A 21,275-nucleotide genomic window follows, 5' to 3' on the forward strand; every position below is an offset into this window, starting at 1 on the left:
GCGCGCGGCAGGGCGCGCGGCAGGGCGCCGGCGCCTGAGCGCGCACCGCCGCCCGGTCAGGCCGGCCGTTCGAAGCCCGACGCGACCCAGCGTTCGGCGCTGGCCTTGCTGAGCTTGAACCCGGCCGATACCTTCGCGTCGGCCAGCAGCTCGCCGTACGGATCGAACGCCTTGAGTTGCGCGTACGGCTCGAACTCGTCCGGCACGATGTCGAGCGTCACCGACACATCCTGCCCGTCCTCGCCCTGAACCGTCACTTCCTTGTGCAGCATCGCGCGCCGCTGCTGCTCGTGCCGCATCAGCACCTCGGTCGCGGTCTTCACGAGCGTGCGGAACGCGTTCGCGTCCATCGGCTTCGGGTTCTTCTTGTCGCGGCCCATGGTCCACGGCCCGACGAGCGCGGGTTCGGACTCGCCGTCCTTGATCATCTCGACGGCCCAGCCGTCGTCGTCTTCGTTCTTGATGATGCGGGCGGTCCAGCCGTTGTCGCGCCAGAGGCCGTCTTCGTGGATGGAGGTGTCGTCGGATTGCAGGTCGGATTCGGTCATGGGGAAAGCTGGGAGTACGGGCAGCCGGAGTATGGGCAGCCGGCAAAAGGGCAGTGGTGCGCGGCCGTCATCGGCGCGTCGCTCGCCGCCGGGTGCCCGGAGTGGCATGCAAACGCCGCAATTTTACCTGCTGGCCGGCCGCAAGGGCTCAATGCCGGCCGTCCGGCCGATGCCGGGCGCCTGAACCGACGCAAATATCAAACTCGTATTACGTCTCCGGCGGTCAATCCCGATGCCGTCCGATATCCCGCCCGCGCGCGGCTTCATAGAATCGATCTTCGGGATAAAAATATCCCGGACATCCTTTCAACGCCAAACCGGCCGCGCGCGTTCCGCACCGCGCGGCCGGTGAACCACCTGGAACTGCGCATGAGGAAATTCAATGTTCGCATCGTTTTCGCGTATGACTGGCCGTTGACGCTGGCCGGCATCGAGCAGATCGCCGGCAGCGCCTGCGCTATCGAGCTCGTCGCGGTCTACCGGAGTGCGGCCGAGCTGGTCGCGTCGCTCGGCGGCGTCGACTGCGACATCGTGCTGGTCGATTATTCGATCCGCGGCGACGAGCAGATGGACGGCCTCGCGCTGTTCGACTGGCTGCGGCGCACGCGCCCGAACGCCGGAATCGTCGCGCTGGTCGGCAACGAGAACCCGCTGATCTTCCGGTCGATCCTCGCGATCGGCGGCGTGAGCATCGTCAGCAAGTTCGACGAAGTCGGCCATATCGTCACGGCGATCCATTCGAGCTACAGCGGCGGGCGCTACCTGTCGCCGTGCGTCAGGCGCGCGGTCGATGCGATCGGCGAGCGCGGCGAGGCGCCAGTGAAGCTGTCGGCGCGCGAGATCGAGGTGATTCGCCTGTATCTGTCGGGCGTGCCGATCAAGACGATCGCGCAGCGCCTGAGCAAGGGCAAGCAGACGGTCAGCGCGCAGAAGATCAGCGCGATGAAGAAACTCGGCGCGAACAACGACGTCGAGCTGATCCAGCGGGCGGCCGGGCTGGGGCTCGGCATCGGTGCGGCCGCGCCGCGGGCCGGCGGCGCGGCGTGAGCGGGTGCGTGCGGTGCCGTGCCGGCGCCGTCAGGCCGGCAACGCGAACCGCGTGACGGCGTCGCGCAGCGCTTCGGCCTGATCGCGCAGCGAATGCGCGGCGGCCGCCGCCTGTTCGACGAGCGCCGCGTTCTGCTGCGTGACCTGGTCCATCTCTCCCACCGCGCGATTGACCTGCTCGATCCCGGCGCTTTGCTCGCGCGACGCATGGCTGATTTCGTCGAGGATCTCGTTCACGCGCCGCACCGACTGCACGAGCTCGGCCATCGTCTCGCCCGCGTGCGTGACGAGCGCCGCGCCGTGCTCGACGGTCTCGTTCGACGACACGATCAGCGACTTGATCTCCTTGGCGGCCGTCGCCGAGCGTTGCGCGAGCGAGCGCACCTCGGCCGCGACCACCGCGAAGCCGCGGCCCTGTTCGCCCGCGCGCGCGGCTTCGACCGCCGCGTTCAGCGCGAGGATGTTGGTCTGGAACGCGATCCCGTCGATCACGCCGATGATGTCGCCGATCTTGTGCGAGCGGCCGGTGATCTCGTTCATCGTGCGCACGACGTCGTCGACCACCGCGCTGCCGCGCGTCGCGACCTGCGCGGCCTGGCCGGCGAGCGATGCGGCCTGCGCGGCGCTGTCCGCGTTCTGCTTCACGTTCGCGGTCATCTGGTCCATGCTCGACGCGGTCTGCACGAGCGCGGCCGCCTGTTCCTCGGTGCGCTGCGACAGGTCGGTGTTGCCGGACGCGATCTCGCTCGCGCCGACGTTGATGTTCTCGGTGCCCATCCGCACGCGCGACACCATGTCGATCAGCCCGCCCTGCATCGTGTGCAGCGCATGCAGCAGGCTGCCGCGATCGTCCTGCTTCACGGCGACGCGCGCGGTCAGGTCGCCCTGCGCGATGCGCTGCGCGGCGTCGAGCGCGACCTCGAGTTCGCCGCCGAGGCTCGCGCGCACGCTTTTCAGCACCAGCACCATCACGGCGGTCGCGATCGCGCCGAGCACGGCCGTCATCGCGAGCCAGCGGCCGATGCTCGCGAGCACGGCCGAGTGCACGTCGTTCATGTACATGCCCGTCACCAGATACCAGTCCCACGGCGCGAAGCGCTGCACGGCGCTGGTTTTCTCCTGCGGCTTGTCGGCGCCCGGCTTCGGCCACAGATACTCGACGAAGCCCTTGCTGCCTTCCAGGTTGCCGGCCTTCACGATCTCGACGAACAGGTGCTTGCCGTCCGGATCGGTGAAATTCGACACGTCCTTGCCGTTGAGCTCGGCCTTGATCGGATGCATCACGATCACGGGCTTCGAGTCGTTGACGGAGATGTAGCCGTCGGCACCGTGGCGCATCGCGGCGATCGCCTCGAGCGCCTTCTGCTTCGCGTCGGCTTCCGGCATCGCGTTCTGCTGCGACAGCTTGTAGTAATGGTCGGTCACGCTCGCGGCCTGCGCGACCAGTGCGGCAAGCTGGTCGCGGCGGTCTTCGATCATCGATGCGCGCGTCTGCCACGCGCCGAGCCCGGCGATCACGAGCAGGCCGAGCCACAGGATGACGATCATCGAGGCGAGTTTCTGATTCAGGGAAAGGTTGCGCATGGTATGTGGTCGGTCAGTCGAGGATGCTCACCGGAACGGCGTGACGGGGTAAGTGTCTTGACGGCAGGCGACGCGCGTCGCCGTAGGCGGGAAATCCCTTAGAAACGGTGCGGTCGCTTTTGCCTTCGACGTCGGCACGGGTATCTATGCATATGCATAACGGGCATCGCTATACTGTCGGAGCGATTGCGCGCGCCGGGCGCCCGGGTGGGCGGCGGCGCGGCGCCGAATGAAACCGAAAGGAGGCAACGATGCGAATTCTGGTGGTAGGGGCCGGCGCGGTCGGCGGATACTTCGGCGGCCGGCTGGCCGCGGCGGGGCGCGACGTGACGTTTCTGGTGCGCGACGGCCGCGCGGCCGCGCTGGCGCGCGACGGGCTGCTGATCCGCAGCCCGCGCGGCGACCTGACGCTCGCGAACGTGCAGACCGTGCGCGCGGGCGATGCCGGCGCCGGAGTTGCGCCGTTCGACCTCGTGCTGCTGAGCTGCAAGGCGTACAGCCTCGACGACGCGATCGCGTCGTTCGCGCCGTTCGTCGGCCCGCAAACGCTGATACTGCCGATGCTCAACGGGATGCGTCACCTCGACGTGCTGCGCGACCGGTTCGGCGCCGCGCAGGTGCTCGGCGGGCTGTGCGTGATCGCGGCCACGCTCGATCGCGAGCAGCGCATCGTGCACCTGAACGACACGCATGGCGTGTCGTTCGGCGAACTCGCCGGCGGCGAATCGCCGCGCGTGCGCGCGGTGGCCGACGTGCTCGGCGGCGCGGGCTTCGACGCGACGCTCAGCGACGACATCGCCGCGCGGATGTGGGAAAAGTGGGTATTCCTCGCGACCCTCGCCGCGAGCACATCGCTGTTCCGCGGCTCGATCGGCGACATTCTCGCCGCGCCGGACGGCCGCCGCCTGCTCGAGACGATGCTCGGCGAATGCAGCGCGATCGCCGAATACAACGGTCACCGGCCCGACCCGGCGGCGATCGAGCGGATGCAGCGAATGGTGCTGACGCCGTCGCCGCTGACCGCGTCGATGCTGCGCGACGTCGAGAACCATGCGCGCGTCGAAGCCGATCACGTGATCGGCGACCTGCTCGCGCGCCGCGACCCGCAGGCGGCCGATGCGCTGTCGCTGCTGCGGATCGCATACAACCACCTGAAGGCGTACGAGGTGCGCACGGCGCGCGAGCACGCGGCCGCGTAAACCGTCGGCGGGCGCGCGCGCATCGCACCGACCCGGCGGCCGGCCGCCCGGTGCCGTTGCGCGCTGCACAAATTTGCTGTCCGGCGCCGTTTACGGCCGGAAAGCGCAAAAAAGTATCGGAAATCAGGCGTAAAGTTGGTGGAGCCGCGCGCGCGATCGACCTACATTGCTTCCCATGCGACCGGTCGCGTCGCCGCGCGAAATACGAGAAACACGCGGCGCACGAGCGAACAGCCGAACAGGCCGGCCAGCGATACATGGGAATGGAGACGCCAACATGATGCATCCCGATCTCGAAGTGGTCGAAGTGCGACGCGACGAGTCGTTCAAGGTCTGGTCGCACGGTTACCCGTATCGCACGATCCGCTGGCATTTCCATCCTGAATTCGAACTGCACCTGATCGTCGCGACGCGCGGCAAGTATTTCGTCGGAGATCACATCGGCTCGTTCGGCCCCGGCCATCTCGTGCTGCTCGGCCCGAACCTGCCGCACAACTGGGTCAGCGACATGGCCGAAGGCGAAACCGTCGAGCGCCGCAACCTCGTGATCCAGTTCGCCCCGGCGTTCGTGCGCCGCTGCATGGATGCGTTTCCCGAATGCCGCGACGCGCAGGCGCTGCTCGACGACGCGCGGCGCGGCGTCGGCTTCGACGATGCGACCAGCGCCGCGATCGCACCGCTGTTCGACGAACTGCTGGCCGCGCGCGGCATGCGTCGCATCGCGCTGTTCATCACGATCCTCGAACGGCTTTGCGGCGCCGACGAGCGCACGCTGCTCGCGAGCCCCGCATACGACCAGGCGGACGTCACGCCGACGCGGCTCAGCCACGCGCTGTCGTATATCGGCAAGAACCTCGCATCCGAGCTGCGCGAGTCCGAACTCGCGCAACTGACCGGACAGAGCGTCAGCGCATTCTCGCGCGCATTTCACCGCCACACGGGCATGCCGTTCGTCCAGTACGTGAACCGGCTGCGGATCGAATCCGCGTGCCAGATGCTGCTTGCCGACGACGCGAACATCACCGACATCTGCTTCCAGGCCGGCTTCAACAACGTATCGAACTTCAACCGCCAGTTCCGCTCGGTGAAGGGGATGGCGCCGTCCGAATTCCGTGCGCTGCAGCGCCTGAACGCGCGCAGCCGCGAGCTTGCGCTGCACGCGGCGCCCACCGGCAATCCGATGCCGCCGCGCGTGCTGACGCCCGGCACGCCCGAACTCGCGCCGCAGCCCGGATGATCGCCGGGCCGCCGCCCGCCTGAACTTTCCACACCGTTTCACCCGGCCGATCGCGTCGCTCACGTCGCGAGGGGCCCGTTCAACCTCGAAAAAGCCGCACATAAATGGAGACACCGTCATGACGCACGCATCGCCCGCTTCATCATTCAGCCGCGCCGCCCGGATGGCGGCCCTCGCCGCGTTCGCGGCCTTGCTGCCAGCCGCCGCCGCGCATGCCGCACCGCTGCGGATCGGCATGACGTTCCAGGAACTGAACAACCCGTATTTCGTGACGATGCAGAAGGCGCTGAACGATGCGGCCACGTCGATCGGCGCGCAGGTCGTCGTGGCCGATGCGCATCACGACGTCAGCAAGCAGGTGAGCGACGTCGAGGACATGCTGCAGAAGAAGATCGACATCCTGCTCGTGAACCCGACCGATTCGACCGGCATCCAGTCGGCGATCATGCAGGCGAAGAAGGCCGGCGCGGTGGTCGTGGCCGTCGATGCGAACGCGAACGGCCCGGTCGATTCGTTCGTCGGCTCGAAGAACTACGACGCGGGCGTGATGTCGTGCGAATACCTCGCGAAGGCGATCGGCGGCAGCGGCGAGGTCGCGATCCTCGACGGCATTCCGGTCGTGCCGATCCTCGAACGCGTGCGCGGCTGCAAGGCCGGGCTCGCGAAATTCCCGAACGTGAAGCTCGTCGACACGCAGAACGGCAAGCAGGAGCGCGCGACCGCGCTGTCGGTCACCGAAAACATGATCTCCGCGCGTCCGAACCTGAAGGGCATCTTTAGCGTGAACGACGGCGGCTCGATGGGCGCGCTCGCGGCGATCGAGGGTTCCGGCAAGGACATCAAGCTGACGAGCGTCGACGGCGCGCCCGAGGCGATCGCCGCGATCCAGAAACCGAACTCGAAGTTCATCGAGACGACCGCGCAGTTCCCGGCCGACCAGGTGCGCATCGCGCTCGGCATCGCGATCGCACGCAAGTGGGGCGCGACGGTGCCGAAGGCGATTCCGGTCGACGTGAAGGTCGTCGATCGCAGCAATGCGAAGGGCTTCAGCTGGTGAACGACGTGCGATGCGACGCGAAGGGGGGCGGCATGGCCGGCGCCCTTCGCACGGAGAAGCCGATGGAAACGATACTCAGGCTCAGCCACATCACGAAAAGCTTTCCGGGCGTGAAGGCGCTGTCCGACATTCACCTGGACATCGCGCGCGGCGAGATCCATGCGCTGCTCGGCGAGAACGGCGCGGGCAAGTCGACGCTGATGAAGATCCTGTGCGGCATCCATCAACCGGATGCCGGCACGATCGAAATCGACGGCACCGCACGTCATTTCTCGAACTATCACGAGGCGGTCGCGGCGGGCGTCGGCATCGTGTTCCAGGAATTCAGCCTGATCCCGCACCTGGACGCCGTCGACAACCTGTTCCTCGGCCGCGAGCTGCGCACGCGCTGGGGCGCGCGCGACCGCACGCGGATGCGCCGCGCGGCGGCCGGCATCTTCGCGCGGCTCGGCGTGTCGATCGATCTCGATGCGCCGATCCGTGCGCTGTCGGTCGCGCAGCAGCAGTTCGTCGAGATCGGCAAGGCGCTGTCGCTCGACGCGCGCATCCTGATCCTCGACGAACCGACCGCCACGCTCACGCCGGCCGAAGCCGAACACCTGTTCGCGATCATGCGCGAGCTGAAGCGGCAGGGCGTCGCGATGATCTTCATCTCGCATCACCTCGACGAGATCTTCGCGGTGTGCGACCGCATCACGGTGCTGCGCGACGGCCAGTACGTCGCGACGACCGACGTCGCACGCACGGACGTCGAGCAGCTCGTGCGGATGATGGTCGGCCGCCGGATCGAGAGCAGCTTTCCGCCGAAGCCCGCGCTGCCGGCCGACGCGCCGGCCGTGCTCGAAGTCGATGCGCTGCAGATCGAGCGCGACGGCCCGGTGAACCGCTTCGCGCTGCGGGCCGGCGAGATCCTCGGCTTCGCCGGGCTCGTCGGCTCGGGCCGCACGGAAACAGCGCTCGCGGTGATCGGCGCGACGCGAGCGCACCGCAAGGACGTGCGCGTGCGCGGCGCGGTGGCGAAGCTCGGCGATCCGGCCGACGCGCTGCGCGCGGGCATCGGCATCCTGCCGGAAAGCCGCAAGACGGAAGGGCTCGTCACGTCGTTCTCGATCCGCGACAACATTTCGCTGAACAACCTCGGCAAGTACCGGTCGATGCGCTGGCTGATCGACCGCCGCGGCGAGGCGCGCGCGACGCACGACGTGATGCGGCGCGTCGGCGTGAAGGCGCCGTCGATCCACACCGAGGTTGCGACGCTGTCCGGCGGCAACCAGCAGAAGGTCGTGATCGCGCGCTGGCTGAATCATCACACGTCGGTGCTGATCTTCGACGAGCCGACGCGCGGCATCGACGTCGGCGCGAAAGCGGAAATCTACGGGCTGATGCGCGAACTCACCGCGCGCGGCTACGCCATCATCATGATCTCGTCCGAGCTGCCGGAAATCGTCGGCATGTGCGATCGCGTCGCCGTGTTCCGGCAGGGCCGCATCGAGGCGACGCTCGAAGGCGACGAGATCGATCCCGACACGGTCATGACCCATGCCACGGCCGGCACGCGAGGAGCGACCCATGAACCTGCCTGATTCTTCTTCCACGCCTTCCACCACGCTCGCGGCCAACGCCGGAAACGGCGATGCGCCGCCGCCCCGCGCGATGTGGGCGCAATTGCGGCGTTCGACGCTGTTCTATCCGCTCGTCGGCCTCGTCGTCGTGTGCATCGCGATGATGATCGCGAGCCCGAGCTTCCTGTCCGCCGCGAACCTGGAAAACGTGCTGCGCCAGGTATCGATCAACGCGATCATCGCGGTCGGCATGACCTGCGTGATCCTGACGGGCGGGATCGACCTGTCGGTCGGTTCGGTGATGGCGCTGTCGGGCACGCTTGCGGCCGGGCTGATGGTCGCGGGCGTCAACGCGGTCGCCGCGCTCGCGATCGGCATTGCGGTCGGCTTCGGGTTCGGCTTCCTGAACGGCGTGTTCGTCGCGTTCGCAGGGATGCCGCCGATCATCGTCACGCTCGCGACGATGGGCATCGCGCGCGGCCTCGCGCTGATCTACACGGGAGGTTATCCGATCGACGGGCTGCCCGACTGGGTCGCGTTCTTCGGCAGCGGCAAGGTGCTCGGCATCCAGGCGCCCGTGCTGATCATGCTGGTGGTCTACGCGATCGCGTGGCTGCTGCTCGATCGCATGCCGTTCGGCCGCTACGTGTATGCAATCGGCGGCAACGAGCAGGCGACGCGGCTCACCGGCGTGCGCGTCGCGCGCGTGAAGCTGATCGTCTACACGCTGGCCGGGCTCACGTCGGCGCTCGCCGCGATCGTGCTGACGGGCCGGTTGATGAGCGGGCAGCCGAACGCGGGCGTGGGTTTCGAACTCGACGCGATCGCGGCCGTCGTGATGGGCGGCACGTCGATCTCCGGCGGGCGCGGCGCGATCCTCGGCACGCTGGTCGGTGCGCTGCTGCTCGGCGTGCTCAACAACGGGCTGAACATGATCGGCGTGAACCCGTATGTGCAGAACGTGATCAAGGGCGGAATCATCCTGCTCGCGATCTACATCAGCCGAGAACGATCGCGGTAATGCGTGATCGATCGGATATCCGAATCATCAACGAAAGAGAAAACTCATGACGACACCCGAAGCCCAGCCGCGGATGACCGCGGTCGTCTGCCACGGCCCCGAGGACTATCGCGTCGAACAGGTCGAGAAGCCGCGCCCCGGCGCGAACGAACTCGTGATCCGCATCGCCGCGTGCGGGATTTGCGCGAGCGACTGCAAATGCTATACGGGCGCGAAGATGTTCTGGGGCGGCCCGAACCCGTGGGTGAAGGCGCCCGTGATTCCCGGCCATGAATTTTTCGGCTACGTCGAGGCGCTCGGCGACGGCGCGGCCGAGCATTTCGGCGTGGCATTGGGCGACCGCGTGATCGCCGAGCAGATCGTGCCGTGCGGCAAGTGCCGCTATTGCAAGTCGGGGCAGTACTGGATGTGCGAGGTGCACAACATCTTCGGCTTCCAGCGCGAGGTCGCCGACGGCGGGATGGCCGAATACATGCGCATTCCGCCGACCGCGATCGTCCACAGGATTCCGCTCGGCGTATCGCTCGAGGATGCCGCGATCATCGAGCCGCTGTCGTGCGCGATCCATACGGTGAACCGCGGCGACGTCCAGCTCGACGACGTCGTCGTGATCGCGGGAGCGGGCCCGCTCGGGCTGATGATGACGCAGGTCGCGCACCTGAAGACGCCGAAGAAGCTCGTCGTGATCGACCTGATCGACGAACGGCTCGAACTCGCGCGCGAGTACGGCGCCGACGTGACGATCAACCCGCAGCGCGACGATGCGCGCGAGATCGTCCGCGCGCTGACCGACGGCTACGGCTGCGACGTGTACATCGAAACGACCGGCGCGCCGGTCGGCGTGAACCAGGGGCTCGACCTGATCCGCAAGCTCGGCCGCTTCGTCGAATTCAGCGTGTTCGGCGAGGACGCGACCGTCGACTGGTCGATCATCGGCGATCGCAAGGAGCTCGACGTGCGCGGCGCACACCTCGGGCCATACTGCTATCCGGTCGCGATCGACCTGCTCGCGCGCGGGCTCGTCACGTCGAAAGGCATCGTCACGCACGGTTTCGCGCTCGAGGACTGGGACGACGCGATCCGCGTCGCGAAATCGCCCGAATCGATCAAGGTGCTGCTGAAGCCGGCCCGCTGACGGCCGGCGTGCGCCTCACCGGAGACATCATGGAATACGTCATAGGCGTCGACATCGGCACGCAGAGCACCAAGGCGCTGCTCGTCGACCGGCACGGCACGATCGTCGCGCGGCGCTCGGCCGGCTACCAGCCCGATACGCCGCGCCCGCTGTGGGCCGAGCAGTGGCCGCAGGTGTGGTTCGACGCGGTGCTCGAATGTATCGCCGGCTGCGTGAGCGACGCGCGCGCGCAGGGCGTGCCGGCCGATGCGATCCGCGCGGTGTGCGTGAGCAGCCTGTACGGCGGCTCGGGCATTCCGGTCGACAGCGACATGCGGCCGCTCCATCCGTGCCTGATCTGGATGGACCGGCGCGCGACCGCGCAAGTCGACTGGGTCGGCGAGCACGTGAACGTCGAGCGGCTGCGCGTGATCACGGGCAACGGCGTCGACAGCTACTACGGCTTCACGAAGATGCTGTGGCTGCGCGACCAGCGGCCGGACGTGTGGGCGAACGTGCGTTATTTCCTGCCGCCGAACGCGTACGTGATCTACCTGCTGACCGGCGAAGTCGCGGTCGATCACAGCTCGGCCGGCAATATCGGCGGCGTGTACGACGTCGCGCGCCGCGAGTGGTCCGACGACGCGCTCGACATGCTCGGCATTCCGGCGACGATGATGCCGGAGCGGCTTGTCGATTCGACGGAGATCGTCGGCGGGCTGCTGTCGCAATGGACCGAACAGCTCGGGCTGCCGGCCGGCACGCCGGTCGTCGCGGGCGGCGTCGATGCGGCCGTCGCGACCTTCGCGGCCGGCGCGACGCGCACCGGGCAGCATGTCGCGATGATCGGCACCAGCATGTGCTGGGGCTACGTGAACCGGCACGTCGATGCGCGGCACGGGCTCATCAGCATGCCGCACGTGTTCGACGGGCAGCGCGACCTGTACGTGTTCGGCGGTGCGATCACGGCCGGCGCATCGGTCGCGTGGTTTCGCGACCAGTTCTGTCATGCCGAAATCGATGCGGCACGCCTGCTGCCGCACGGCGATCCGCACGTGCTGCTCGAGGAAGCGGCCGAAAGTGTGCCGGCCGGTGCCGACGGCGTGCTGTTCCTGCCGTACCTGATGGGCGAGCGCAGCCCGGTGTGGGATGCGAAGGCGAGCGGCGCGTTCGTCGGGCTGAGTCTCGCGCATACGCGGGCGCATCTTTATCGCGCGGTGCTCGAAGGCGTCGCGTTCGCGTTGCGGCACAACATCGAGGCCGGCCGCCGCGGCGCGGTGGTGCTGGACGATCGGCTGATCGTCGTCGGCGGCGCCGCGCATTCGGCGCTGTGGATGCAGATCATCGCGGACGTGACGGGCTTTCCGGTGTGGACGATCGAGCAGGACGTCGAAGCCGCAATGGGGGCGGCATTGCTCGCGGGTGTCGGGGCGGGGCTCGTGTCGCACGACGACGCGCAGGGCGGTTGGGTCACGCTCGTCGAGCGCGCGCGACCCGATGCCGAACGTGCGCGAGCGTATGCGGTGCGCTTCGGGCTTTACACGGCACTGTATCCGGCACTCAAGCCGATCATGCACGAACTGCACACGCCATCATGAAGACACGATTCGATTTCAGCGGCTCGCGGATGCTCGTCACGGGCGCATCGAGCGGCATCGGGCGCGCATGCGCGGTTGCGCTGGCGCAGGCAGGCGCGCGGGTCGTCGCGACAGCGCGCGACATGGCCGCGCTCGAGGCGCTCGCCGGCGAGACTGGGTGCGATACGTTGCGCATCGATGTCGGTGGCGACGAACACGCGATCGATGCCGCGCTCGCCGCGCACGATACGTTCGACGGCCTCGTCAATTGCGCGGGGATCGCGTCGCTCGAACCGGCGCTCGACGTCAGCGCCGGGCACTTCGACCGCGTGATGGCCGTCAATGCGCGCGGCGCGGCGCTCGTGGCGCGGGCGGTTGCACGGAAGATGATCGCGCGCGACGGGCGCGGTGCCGTGCATGCGCGGGGCAGCATCGTCAACGTATCGAGCCAGGCCGCGCTCGTCGGCTTGCCCGCGCATCTGAGCTATTGTGCGTCGAAGGCGGCGATGGACGCGATCACGCGCGTGCTGTGCATCGAGCTCGGCCCGCACGGCATTCGTGTGAACAGCGTGAACCCGACCGTCACGCTCACGCCGATGGCGCAGTTCGCGTGGAGCGAACCGGAGAAGCGCGCACCGATGCTGGCGGCGATTCCGCTCGGGCGATTTGCGGAGCCGGACGAGGTCGTCGAGCCGATCCTGTTTTTGCTGAGCGACGCGGCGTCGATGATCAGCGGCGTGTCGCTGCCGATCGACGGCGGGTATACGGCGCGATAGGCCACGTCATGCGGCGACGGGTGACGGGTGACGGGTGACGGGCGACGGGCGACGGGCGACGGGCGACGGGCGGCCGGCTGCCGTCGACCGCGCATGACGAGAAATAGGGGCGAATGCGCGGAGCGGCCGACGCGCAACTAGACCGGATCTTTGCTCGGCGGTCCGTCCGGTTGCTGCGGGTTGTCGTGGTGATGACCCGGCGGCGACGACAGCGGATCGTCTTCCGGATCGCGGTTCGGGTCGGCCGGTGGCTCGGGCGTCGGGGTCGTGTGATCGGTCATGGAGAGCTCGCGCGATGCGTGATGGCGGCGGCGCGGTGGGCGCGCCTCGTCTTCGTTATAGGCAATCGGGCGAGCGTTTGCTGCGGGATTCTTGCGGCGGGTTGTCGATCGTCGGCGAAATCCGTGAATTCGCGATTGTCGATCGTCGGGCGGGATCTTGTACTGCAATGCATTGCGTGGCTGCGCGATCGCGGTCAGCGCAGATCCTGCGGCGTGTCGACATCGCGCAGGATGCCGGGATCGTCGACGTCGAGCAGTTTCACCGGCGCGCTGGCGAACAGCGCGCGCGCGCCCGTGTCGCCGTCGAGGGCGGCGAGCGCATCGAAGTGGTGCGCGGCGAAGCCGACCGGATGGCCGCGCATGCCGCGATGCGCAGGCGCGACGATCGACGCGTCGTCGGCGTCGAGCGCGCGCGTGACGGCTTCATAGGTCGATGCCGCGATCCACGGCATGTCGCCGAGCGCGACGAGCCAGCCGTTCGAATCGGGCGTGGCGCGCACGCCGGCAGCGAGGCTCGCGCCCATGCCGCGCAGCGCGTCGGGCGCATAGACGACCTGGCAGCCGGCTTCGTTCAGCAGGATCGCGAGTTTTTCGGCGCCGGGCCGCACGACGGCGATCACGTCGGCCGTGGCCGCCGCGAGATGGCGGGCGGCCGCGACCGCGACCGGCGTGCCGTCGGGAAGCAGCGCGAGCAGTTTGCTGTGCAGGCCGCTTGGGTCGAAGCGCTGACCGAGACCGCCGGCGAGCAGGACGCCGGTGGCGAGTGACGCATAGGACATCGGCGCGGGGGGAGTGAGACAGGTGCTGCGATTGTGCGGGAGCGGGCGGGGATCGGCAAGTGAGGATGTTACCGGGCCGTGCCCGTCAGATCGGAAAAACCGTCATCACACACCTTCGTCGAGCATGTTTTCCTCGACGGGGCCGTAAATCGCGTGCGATTCCCGCTGCATGACGGCCCAATAGCGGTCGCCGAACGACCAATGCCACCATTCGGACGGGTAATTCGTGAAGCCGGCGCCGGTCAGCGCGGCGATCAGCACGTGGCGGTTTCGTGCGGCCGTTCGGCTGATGAATGCGTTGTGCGTGTAGCACGCGCCGGACGATTCCTGGTCGGTGGCGTCGAGTATGCAGCCCATGTCGAGCTCGGCGCCGTCGGCGGACATCAACGTCAGGTCGACGGCAGCGCCGGTCGGGTGACCCGCGACCTCGGGTGGCGCGACGTAGTGGCTCGCGAGTTCGTACAGCGCGTCGTCGGACGGCAGCGGATTCAGCGTCGCACGCAATTGTGCGAGATGGCCGGTGAAGTATTCGCGCTGAAGCGAGAGCGGACGATAGCCTTCCTTGACGTAAAGGCGCAGGCCGTCGGGGAGCGCGTGCGCGGCGGCAACCAGCCGTTCGGCGACACCACTGCGTACCTTCAGGAAATGCGGGCTCGGGTTCGAAACGACACTGCGCGAGAGGTCGACGGCGATGCGTTCATCGAACGTGGCGAGATCGACGAACCCTTCGTGCGACTCCATCAGGGCGATCGACCGGACAAGGGGATCGGAGAGCGGTATCACGATGGCGGGTGAGGTGGCGCGATGACGGTTGCGGGCCGTGAGCGGGCCGCCCGGGACGCGTGCTTCGTCGCAGGTGGCCGATCCTGGTCGTTTTGGTCAGACGAATCGCCAATATGCCAGAGTCCGGCGGAGGATGCGCTGCGGTTTGACTTGTGGGCGGCGACGCTTACCAGAGCGTCTTCACGTGCGCGTAAGCGCGGATTTTTTCGTCGCGGGTGACGAGCGGTGCACCGAGCCGCCGCGCGGTAGCGACGATCATCCGGTCGGCCGGATCCTTGTGGAACGTGCCGGGCAGGGCGGTGGACTTCGCGGCGATGTCGGCGTCGACGGGCACGAAGCGCATGCCGTCGATCTGCGCGACGGTGGCGAGCCACGCGTCGACATCCATCGTCAGCGCGAGGCGGTCGTTGCGCACCAGCATCGCAATCTCCCACGCGGAGATCGCGGATGCCGCGAGTGCGCCTTCGCCCCGCGCGCGGTCGATCGCACTTCGCGCTTTCTTGCGGAGCGAAGGATCGCCCGCCACCCACCACACCAATGCATGCGTATCCAGCACGATCACCGCGACGCCTCCCAATCATCTTCCGCAATCGGATCGACAGGATTGTCGTAGCGCATGACCGAGCCGCGCAATATGTCCAACGGCTGAGCCTCGCGGGCGTGATACGGCCGGATCTCGAGCGTCGGCCTGCCGTGATCGGTGACGATCAGGCTTTCGCCCGACGACTCGACGAGCCGGAAGTATTCGAGTGCGCGAGCCTTGAATTCGGATTTCGAAACGGGAGCGTGCGGCATCATGATATGAGCATGGTCATTTGACGATGGTCATTTTATGGCGCCCCCGAGCCTGACGCAAGCGGGTGAGTGTATGCCGGACGTGTCTGGCAGCACGAGCACCGCACGACCGGATCACGCTACGTGTCCGCCCGCTTCCTCGACAGGTTGCGATCAATCCGCGTCTTGCTTGCGCCGTGCTTCGAAAGCCTGATTAGCTAGAACGTGCAGCGTTGATCTTGCTGTCCCGATAGTCTCTGGGCGAGCATTTCATGATGCGCTTGAAGGCATTGCTGAAAGCGCTGTCGGATTCGTAACCGACGGCCTGAGCGATCGAGGAAATCGTGAGGTGCTGGTTTCTCAGGGACCGGGTCGCCAGTTGTATGCGCCAACGCAGGACGTATTCCAGCGGCGAAAAGCCCGCTATCTGCTTGAAACGCAACGCCAGCGTCGAGCGCGAGACGCCCGCCACTTCGGCCAGGGCCTCGACCGTCCAGCGTCTGGCCGGGCTGGTGTGAATCGCTTGAATGGCGGCGCCGATGCGCGGCTCGGACAGCGCCGAGAGCCAACCCGGTGTAGTGGCGCCTTCCTGCGCCAGATAAATGCGCAGCACCTGCACCAGCATGATCTGGCCCAGATGCTGGACCATCAGTGCGCCGCCCGGAGACGGGGCGGCGAGTTCGTGCGCCAACCGCTGCAACGCCCAGCGCAATACGGAGGCCTGATCCGACTCGCTCTTGATCACCGCTACCGGCGGCAGGCTGTCGAACAGAAGCCCGGCTTCGTCGCCGAAGGCGAAGCGCCCGCCGACCAGAAAGCAGTCGTTGTTGCTGCCGCAGTGCGCCACGCCGTTCACGGCATGACGATAGAGTTCATCGGCATCGAGCGCCGGCAGCGAAAGATCGCTGCCGATCAAGACGGGGCGCGCGCGGGAGAGCAGGAAACAGTCGCCTGCCTCCAACTGTAGCGGTTCCTGTTCTCCTTCCACGGCCAGCCAGCATGTTCCCCGTACAAGCACGTTGAACTTGACGCCTTCCGGCGCTGGAAAGCGCACGGCCCAGTCGCCACCTGCCTGCAATCCACCGAAAAAGGAGCTTTGGTTACTCAGCAAGGAAAGGACTTCCGATAGTGGGTCGATGTTCATTTTCGGATGATCTCGATAGAAATTAGGATGTCCTTGCATTCACAATTTTCAGTATACCCACGACAATTCCGATCGAGTGCTGCAGTTGTGTGCTGCCGGCAAGGACTCGAACCATCGGAGACGTGGCCACATGGGAGAACATTTTGATGTACTTATCATTGGTGCGGGAATCTCGGGCATAGATGCGGCCTATCACTTGTGCCAACGGTGTCCGGGGCGGAGTTTTCTGATACTGGATGCCATGGACGGATTCGGCGGCACGTGGCGGACGCATCGCTACCCGGGGGCGCGATCCGATAGCGATCTGTTCACCTACGGATATTCGTTCAAACCCTGGCGGGGGTCGTCCATTGCGACTGCCGACGAGATCCGCAATTACCTCGGGGAGGTCATCGAGGAAAACGATCTTGGTCGACATATCCGTTATGGGCATCGGGTGGCGACGGCGAGCTGGTCGACCGACGATAGCCGTTGGACCGTCGAGGCGATCCGCCTGGACACCGGCGAGACATTGCGATTGACGGCCGGTTTTCTGTGGCAATGCCAAGGCTACTACCGTCATCGGCAAGGGCATGTGCCGGACTGGTCGGGGCTGGAGAACTTCCGAGGGACAGTCGTTCACCCGCAGAACTGGCCTGACGATCTGGACTGGAAGGGGAAACGAATCGTCGTGATCGGTTCGGGCGCCACGGCGGCGACGCTGATTCCGGCGTTGGCGGAGGCAGCGCAACACGTCACGCTGTTGCAGCGATCGCCCACGTTTTTTGTCGTCGAGCCGGCGGAACACGCGTTGGCCGCGCCGCTGCGTGCGCTGGATATTCCCGAAGCGTGGACGTACGAGATCCTGCGTAGGGCCTATATCGCCCAGAATCTCGAACTCAACAGAATGTCGCTGGAGCAACCCGAGGATTTGCGCAAGCAATTGCTGGATGCGATCCGCGCGCACCTTCCCGACGATTTCGACGTCGAGAAGCACTTCAGTCCTCGCTACAAGCCGCAGCAGCAGCGGCTGGCCTTCGTTCCCGGCGGGGATTTCTTCGTGCCCGTGCGCGACGGCAAGGCTTCCGTCGTGACGGACACGATCGAGTGCTTCGACGAAAAGGGCATCGTGCTGTCCTCGGGGGAATGTCTCGAGGCCGATATCGTGGTGACGGCGACGGGTTTCGATCTGTGTCTGTTCGGCGACGTGTCCTTCAGCCTCGACGGAAAACCGGTGGACTTCACCGGGCACGTCACCTACCGGGGATTGATGATCAATGACGTACCGAACATGGCGTACACCCTCGGCTATCTGCGCACGAGCTGGACCATGCGCGCGGACATGGTGAGCGCGTTTGTCTGTCGGTTGCTCGGGTACATGGACGAGCGGGGGGCGAAGACGGTTATTCCGGTGCTGCGACCCCAGGAACGGCGCATGCCCCGTCTGCCGTTCTGCAATCCTGACAATTTCAATCCGGGTTACATCATGCGCGCCCAGCACATCATGTATCGGCAAGGTGACCACGCGCCCTGGCAGAGTCTGCGCGAATACGCCGAAGAGCGCCACGAGCTTCCTGCGGCGACGCTGGACGACGGCATTCTGGTTTATCGCTGAATCGGGTATCGGGAGATCAAATGCTTGTCGATCCACCTATCGCTGCCTTCCTGGATGCACTGGAGAAGTCCGGCGAAAAGAAACTGCACGAAGGTACGCCCGAAGAAGCGCGGGCCAGCTACCGTACCCTGGCGGCCGGCCTGCATCCGCCGGGGACGACGATTTCCGTCGGCAGCGTCGAAAACATCGTCGTTGACGGTGCCTTGGGGGAATTGCCTGCCCGCGTCTACCGTCCCGATGGGAACGGACCATGTCCCACCGCCGCGTTTTTTCATGGCGGTGGCTGGGTGATCGGCGATCTGGATACGCACGACAACGTCTGCCGGGCGATCTGTCGGGAGAGCCGGGTCGTCGTCGTTTCGGTGGCATATCGACTCGCACCCGAGCATCCGTTTCCGGCCGCGGTCGACGACGCTGTCGCCGCGACGCAGTGGGTCGTCGACCATGCACCCGATCTCGGCGGCAACGCGCTCGTGGCAGTCGCAGGAGACAGCGCGGGAGGCAATCTGTCGGCGGTGGTCGCTCACGCTTTCCGTGCGGATGGAGTCGAATTGGCCGGCCAGCTCTTGATCTATCCCGCTACGGATCTACCGGGCACACGGCATCTTTCCTGGCAGCAGAATGCGACGGGATACCTTCTCGACAGGCCGTTGATCGAATGGTTTCTTCACCACTATTCGGGCGGAAGACAGCGCCTCGAGGACCCTCGCATCACGCCCATTCATGCCGGCACTTTCTCCGGACTACCTCCGGCCGTCATCGTGACCGCGCAATTCGATCCGTTGCGAGACGTCGGTCTGGCCTATGCAGAGGCGTTGAGTGCGGGGCGCGTGCCGGTCCATGTCGAGCCGGGCCAGGGATTGATACATGGCTTTTTCGAGATGGGGCAGTTGTCGCCGGCAGCCCAAGACGCGATCGAACGGAGTTGCAGGCGATTCGGCGAAGTGATTCGGGCAGCGCGGTGAACCGGTATGTGCAATCGATTGGAAGGGTCTCGACAGACGATCGGACACGCTTGCATTCGCAACGAATCGTCTCCCCGATCCGACAGGGTGTTCCTATACGTGAGGGTGTTTGATGGAAACGATACAAAAACCGATCTATTCGGGTTTCGGTGCAGCCTCGACGGCAGCGGAGGTGCTCAACGGGCTCGATCTGTCCGGCGTTACCGCCCTCGTGACGGGCGGGCATTCCGGGCTCGGCCTGGAAACGACGCGGGCCCTGGCCGGCGCCGGTGCGCGGGTGATCGTTGCGGCACGCGATCCGCGCGCGGCCGAGAACGCGGTGGCCGACATCGGGAGGAATGTCGAAATCTGGGCACTGGATCTCGGGGACCTCGCGAGCGTTCGACACTTTACGGAAGGTTTTCTTTCAACCGGCAGGCACTTGGACATCCTGATCGGCAACGCCGGCGTGATGGCTTGCCCGGAAACCCGCGTGGGTCCGGGCTGGGAAGCGCAGTTCGCAATCAACCATCTGGGACACTACGTGTTGGTGAACTTGCTGTTGCCGGTGCTGGAAGGGGGCGCGCGGGTCGTCATGGTGTCCTCGCTGGGCCATCACGCTTCGGGTATTCGCTGGGACGACGTGCAGTTTACGCGTGGATACGACAAATGGCTGGCCTACGGTCAATCGAAAACCGCTGCCGCGCTATTTGCTGTCCACCTGGACAAGCTGGGCCGGCAGAACGGAGTGCGGGCATTCTCGCTTCATCCCGGCATGATCCCCACCCCGCTGCAGCGCCATGTTTCGAGGGCGGAGATGATTGCGCTGGGATGGATGGATAACGAAGGCAATCCAGCCCATCCGGAAGCACTCAAGACGCCTGGGCAGGGTGCCGCGACTCAGGTATGGGCCGCGACCTCTCCCATGCTGGCAGGGTATGGCGGCGTGTACTGCGAAGACTGTGATATCGCGCGCCTCTGGACGAGCGTGATCAAGGAGCAGTCCGCGGGAGTGAAGCCGTATGCGATCGATCCGGGGGAAGCCAAACGCCTTTGGGCACTATCGGCGAAGCTTACGGGTATCGATGCGTTCGCTGGAAGGTCGTAACGAGGTTCGATCGGACGCGCCCCCTGCATGCATGGTTTCCGGCTTAGGGTCGATCCCGACTCGACGACGGATAAGACAGATCCAAGATCAGGTGAAAGTCATGAGCAATCGTCAAATCCTGCTAGCCGAGATTCCCCGGGAAAGGCTCGGTCCCGAGCACTTCGCTATCCGGGAGGCAGACAGACCGCGTCCGGCAGACGGGGAAGTGCTGCTCCGCACGCTGTACATATCGCTCGATGCGGCCAGCAGGGCATGGATGCAAGGTGCGACTTATCGTGCCGGCCTTCAAGCCGGCGACGTCATGGCCGGCATGGCACTGGCCGAGGTCGTGGAATCGCGATCCGCGCAACTTGCGGTCGGCGACCTGGTGTTCGCCGAAACAGGGTGGCAAGTCCTGGCAGCGGTACCCGCCCGGAATCTCACCCGATTACCCAGAATCGAACCGCTTACGCATTTGGTGAGCGTCTATGGTGTCCCTGGATTGACGGCTTATTTCGGCATGCAGGAATGCGGTCGACTGGAAGCCGGTCAAACGGTCGTGATTTCGGCCGCGGCCGGAGCGGTCGGGTCCATCGCAGGGCAAATCGCCGGAATCAAAGGGTGTCGAACGGTAGGCATCGCGGGTGGTGCCGTCAAGTGCGATCTGGTGACTCGCGAATTCGGTTTCGATGCGTCGCTCGACTATAAGGCGGGCAATATCGCCGATCGCCTGCGCACGGCATGTCCGGACGGCATCGATGTGTACTTCGACAACACCGGAGGCGACATCCTGGAAGCATGCTTGTTCAACATGGCGCGCTACGGTCGCATCGTGTGTTGCGGCGCCGTTTCGCATTACGACGGGAGTGCACCCGGCGCCGGTCCGCAAGGGGTGCCCGGGCTGGTGATCATCAAGAGTTTGACGTTGCAGGGGTTCCTCTTGGCGGATTACCTCGATCGGCACACGCAGGCAATCGCTGAACTCCAGGGCTGGGTCGAATCCGGCCAGCTCGTGATACGCGAGGATGTGCTCGATGGTTTCGAGCGCCTGCCGGAGGCGCTGGTCGGTTTGCTGAGGGGCGAGAACGTCGGCAAGCGGATGGTCAAGGTCGCATGACCGAATGGCGCCTTGCTTGCGTGCTTGCCGTGATCTAGATTTTTTCTATC

21 protein-coding genes are annotated in these 21,275 nt (G+C 66.1%); 13 read left to right on the forward strand and 8 right to left on the reverse strand.

From position 1 onward, the window contains the following. Positions 1–56: 56 nt before the first annotated feature. Positions 57–548 (reverse strand): hypothetical protein, encoded by a 492-nt coding sequence (locus ACPUER_RS30230; protein WP_072442345.1) that lies wholly within the window; start codon positions 546–548, stop codon positions 57–59. A gap of 369 nt (positions 549–917) precedes the next feature. Between ACPUER_RS30230 and ACPUER_RS30235 the strand changes: the two genes are divergently transcribed. Then, positions 918–1,595 (forward strand): response regulator transcription factor, encoded by a 678-nt coding sequence (locus tag ACPUER_RS30235; RefSeq protein ID WP_175959551.1) that lies wholly within the window; start codon positions 918–920, stop codon positions 1,593–1,595. A 30-nt stretch (positions 1,596–1,625) separates the two neighbouring features. Here ACPUER_RS30235 and ACPUER_RS30240 read toward each other — a convergent pair whose 3' ends face one another. Then, complete coding sequence (locus tag ACPUER_RS30240; protein WP_425132903.1) at positions 1,626–3,179, reverse strand: methyl-accepting chemotaxis protein; 1,554 nt, start codon at positions 3,177–3,179, stop codon at positions 1,626–1,628. A gap of 251 nt (positions 3,180–3,430) precedes the next feature. Here ACPUER_RS30240 and panE point away from each other — a divergent pair, with 251 nt between their 5' ends. The 8 genes from panE to ACPUER_RS30280 all read left to right on the forward strand — a co-directional run bounded on the left by panE (position 3,431) and on the right by ACPUER_RS30280 (position 12,722). Further along, on the forward strand, positions 3,431–4,378 hold the full coding sequence (gene panE, locus ACPUER_RS30245; RefSeq protein WP_425132904.1) for a 2-dehydropantoate 2-reductase: 948 nt from the start codon (positions 3,431–3,433) through the stop codon (positions 4,376–4,378). A 277-nt stretch (positions 4,379–4,655) separates the two neighbouring features. After that, complete coding sequence (locus ACPUER_RS30250; protein WP_425132905.1) at positions 4,656–5,615, forward strand: AraC family transcriptional regulator; 960 nt, start codon at positions 4,656–4,658, stop codon at positions 5,613–5,615. A gap of 118 nt (positions 5,616–5,733) precedes the next feature. Next, the gene (locus ACPUER_RS30255; protein ID WP_425132906.1) at positions 5,734–6,672 is read left to right on the forward strand and encodes a substrate-binding domain-containing protein; all 939 of its coding nucleotides are present in this window, start codon (positions 5,734–5,736) and stop codon (positions 6,670–6,672) included. Positions 6,673–6,734: 62 nt separating this feature from the next. Then, entirely contained in the window at positions 6,735–8,255 is a 1,521-nt protein-coding gene (locus ACPUER_RS30260) for a sugar ABC transporter ATP-binding protein (RefSeq protein ID WP_310132897.1), read from the forward strand. Beyond that, entirely contained in the window at positions 8,242–9,255 is a 1,014-nt protein-coding gene (locus ACPUER_RS30265) for an ABC transporter permease (protein ID WP_027789502.1), read from the forward strand. The genes ACPUER_RS30260 and ACPUER_RS30265 overlap by 14 nt, the downstream gene beginning before the upstream one ends. A gap of 46 nt (positions 9,256–9,301) precedes the next feature. Beyond that, positions 9,302–10,390 carry an alcohol dehydrogenase catalytic domain-containing protein gene (locus tag ACPUER_RS30270; protein ID WP_175959547.1) on the forward strand — a complete coding sequence of 363 codons (1,089 nt, stop codon included), beginning with the start codon at positions 9,302–9,304 and terminating at the stop codon, positions 10,388–10,390. Positions 10,391–10,419: 29 nt separating this feature from the next. Further along, the gene (locus tag ACPUER_RS30275; RefSeq protein WP_425132907.1) at positions 10,420–11,967 is read left to right on the forward strand and encodes an FGGY-family carbohydrate kinase; all 1,548 of its coding nucleotides are present in this window, start codon (positions 10,420–10,422) and stop codon (positions 11,965–11,967) included. Then, positions 11,964–12,722: an SDR family oxidoreductase gene (locus ACPUER_RS30280; protein WP_175959545.1), complete on the forward strand. Its 759-nt coding sequence runs from the start codon at positions 11,964–11,966 to the stop codon at positions 12,720–12,722. Before ACPUER_RS30275 ends, ACPUER_RS30280 begins: the two co-directional genes overlap by 4 nt. Positions 12,723–12,859: 137 nt before the next feature. On the opposite strand, the gene ACPUER_RS30285 is transcribed toward ACPUER_RS30280, so the two are convergent. From ACPUER_RS30285 to ACPUER_RS30310, 6 genes are all read right to left on the reverse strand, one after another. After that, positions 12,860–13,171 (reverse strand): hypothetical protein, encoded by a 312-nt coding sequence (locus ACPUER_RS30285; protein ID WP_425132918.1) that lies wholly within the window; start codon positions 13,169–13,171, stop codon positions 12,860–12,862. Positions 13,172–13,197: 26 nt separating this feature from the next. Further along, the gene (locus ACPUER_RS30290) at positions 13,198–13,782 is read right to left on the reverse strand and encodes a nucleotidyltransferase family protein (protein ID WP_425132908.1); all 585 of its coding nucleotides are present in this window, start codon (positions 13,780–13,782) and stop codon (positions 13,198–13,200) included. 105 nt (positions 13,783–13,887) lie between these two features. Next, a complete protein-coding gene (locus ACPUER_RS30295) occupies positions 13,888–14,523 on the reverse strand; it encodes a M15 family metallopeptidase (RefSeq protein ID WP_425132909.1) in 636 nt (211 codons plus the stop codon). A gap of 208 nt (positions 14,524–14,731) precedes the next feature. Beyond that, a complete protein-coding gene (locus ACPUER_RS30300; protein WP_425132917.1) occupies positions 14,732–15,127 on the reverse strand; it encodes a type II toxin-antitoxin system VapC family toxin in 396 nt (131 codons plus the stop codon). Beyond that, positions 15,124–15,363: a type II toxin-antitoxin system Phd/YefM family antitoxin gene (locus ACPUER_RS30305; protein ID WP_425132910.1), complete on the reverse strand. Its 240-nt coding sequence runs from the start codon at positions 15,361–15,363 to the stop codon at positions 15,124–15,126. Before ACPUER_RS30305 ends, ACPUER_RS30300 begins: the two co-directional genes overlap by 4 nt. Before the next feature lie 190 nt (positions 15,364–15,553). Continuing rightward, on the reverse strand, positions 15,554–16,483 hold the full coding sequence (locus ACPUER_RS30310) for an AraC family transcriptional regulator (protein ID WP_425132911.1): 930 nt from the start codon (positions 16,481–16,483) through the stop codon (positions 15,554–15,556). Between the two features lie 130 nt (positions 16,484–16,613). Here ACPUER_RS30310 and ACPUER_RS30315 point away from each other — a divergent pair, with 130 nt between their 5' ends. The 4 genes from ACPUER_RS30315 (at position 16,614) to ACPUER_RS30330 (ending at position 21,225) form a co-directional block, all read left to right on the forward strand. Further along, a complete protein-coding gene (locus ACPUER_RS30315) occupies positions 16,614–18,077 on the forward strand; it encodes a flavin-containing monooxygenase (RefSeq protein WP_425132912.1) in 1,464 nt (487 codons plus the stop codon). 20 nt (positions 18,078–18,097) lie between these two features. Then, positions 18,098–19,042 carry an alpha/beta hydrolase gene (locus tag ACPUER_RS30320; protein WP_310132918.1) on the forward strand — a complete coding sequence of 315 codons (945 nt, stop codon included), beginning with the start codon at positions 18,098–18,100 and terminating at the stop codon, positions 19,040–19,042. 112 nt (positions 19,043–19,154) lie between these two features. Further along, positions 19,155–20,129 carry an SDR family NAD(P)-dependent oxidoreductase gene (locus ACPUER_RS30325; protein WP_425132913.1) on the forward strand — a complete coding sequence of 325 codons (975 nt, stop codon included), beginning with the start codon at positions 19,155–19,157 and terminating at the stop codon, positions 20,127–20,129. Positions 20,130–20,229: 100 nt separating this feature from the next. Beyond that, on the forward strand, positions 20,230–21,225 hold the full coding sequence (locus ACPUER_RS30330) for an NADP-dependent oxidoreductase (RefSeq protein ID WP_175959539.1): 996 nt from the start codon (positions 20,230–20,232) through the stop codon (positions 21,223–21,225). Positions 21,226–21,275: the final 50 nt, after the last annotated feature.

The organism is Burkholderia sp. DN3021, from assembly GCF_049805555.1.
GTDB lineage: Bacteria > Pseudomonadota > Gammaproteobacteria > Burkholderiales > Burkholderiaceae > Burkholderia > Burkholderia pyrrocinia_C.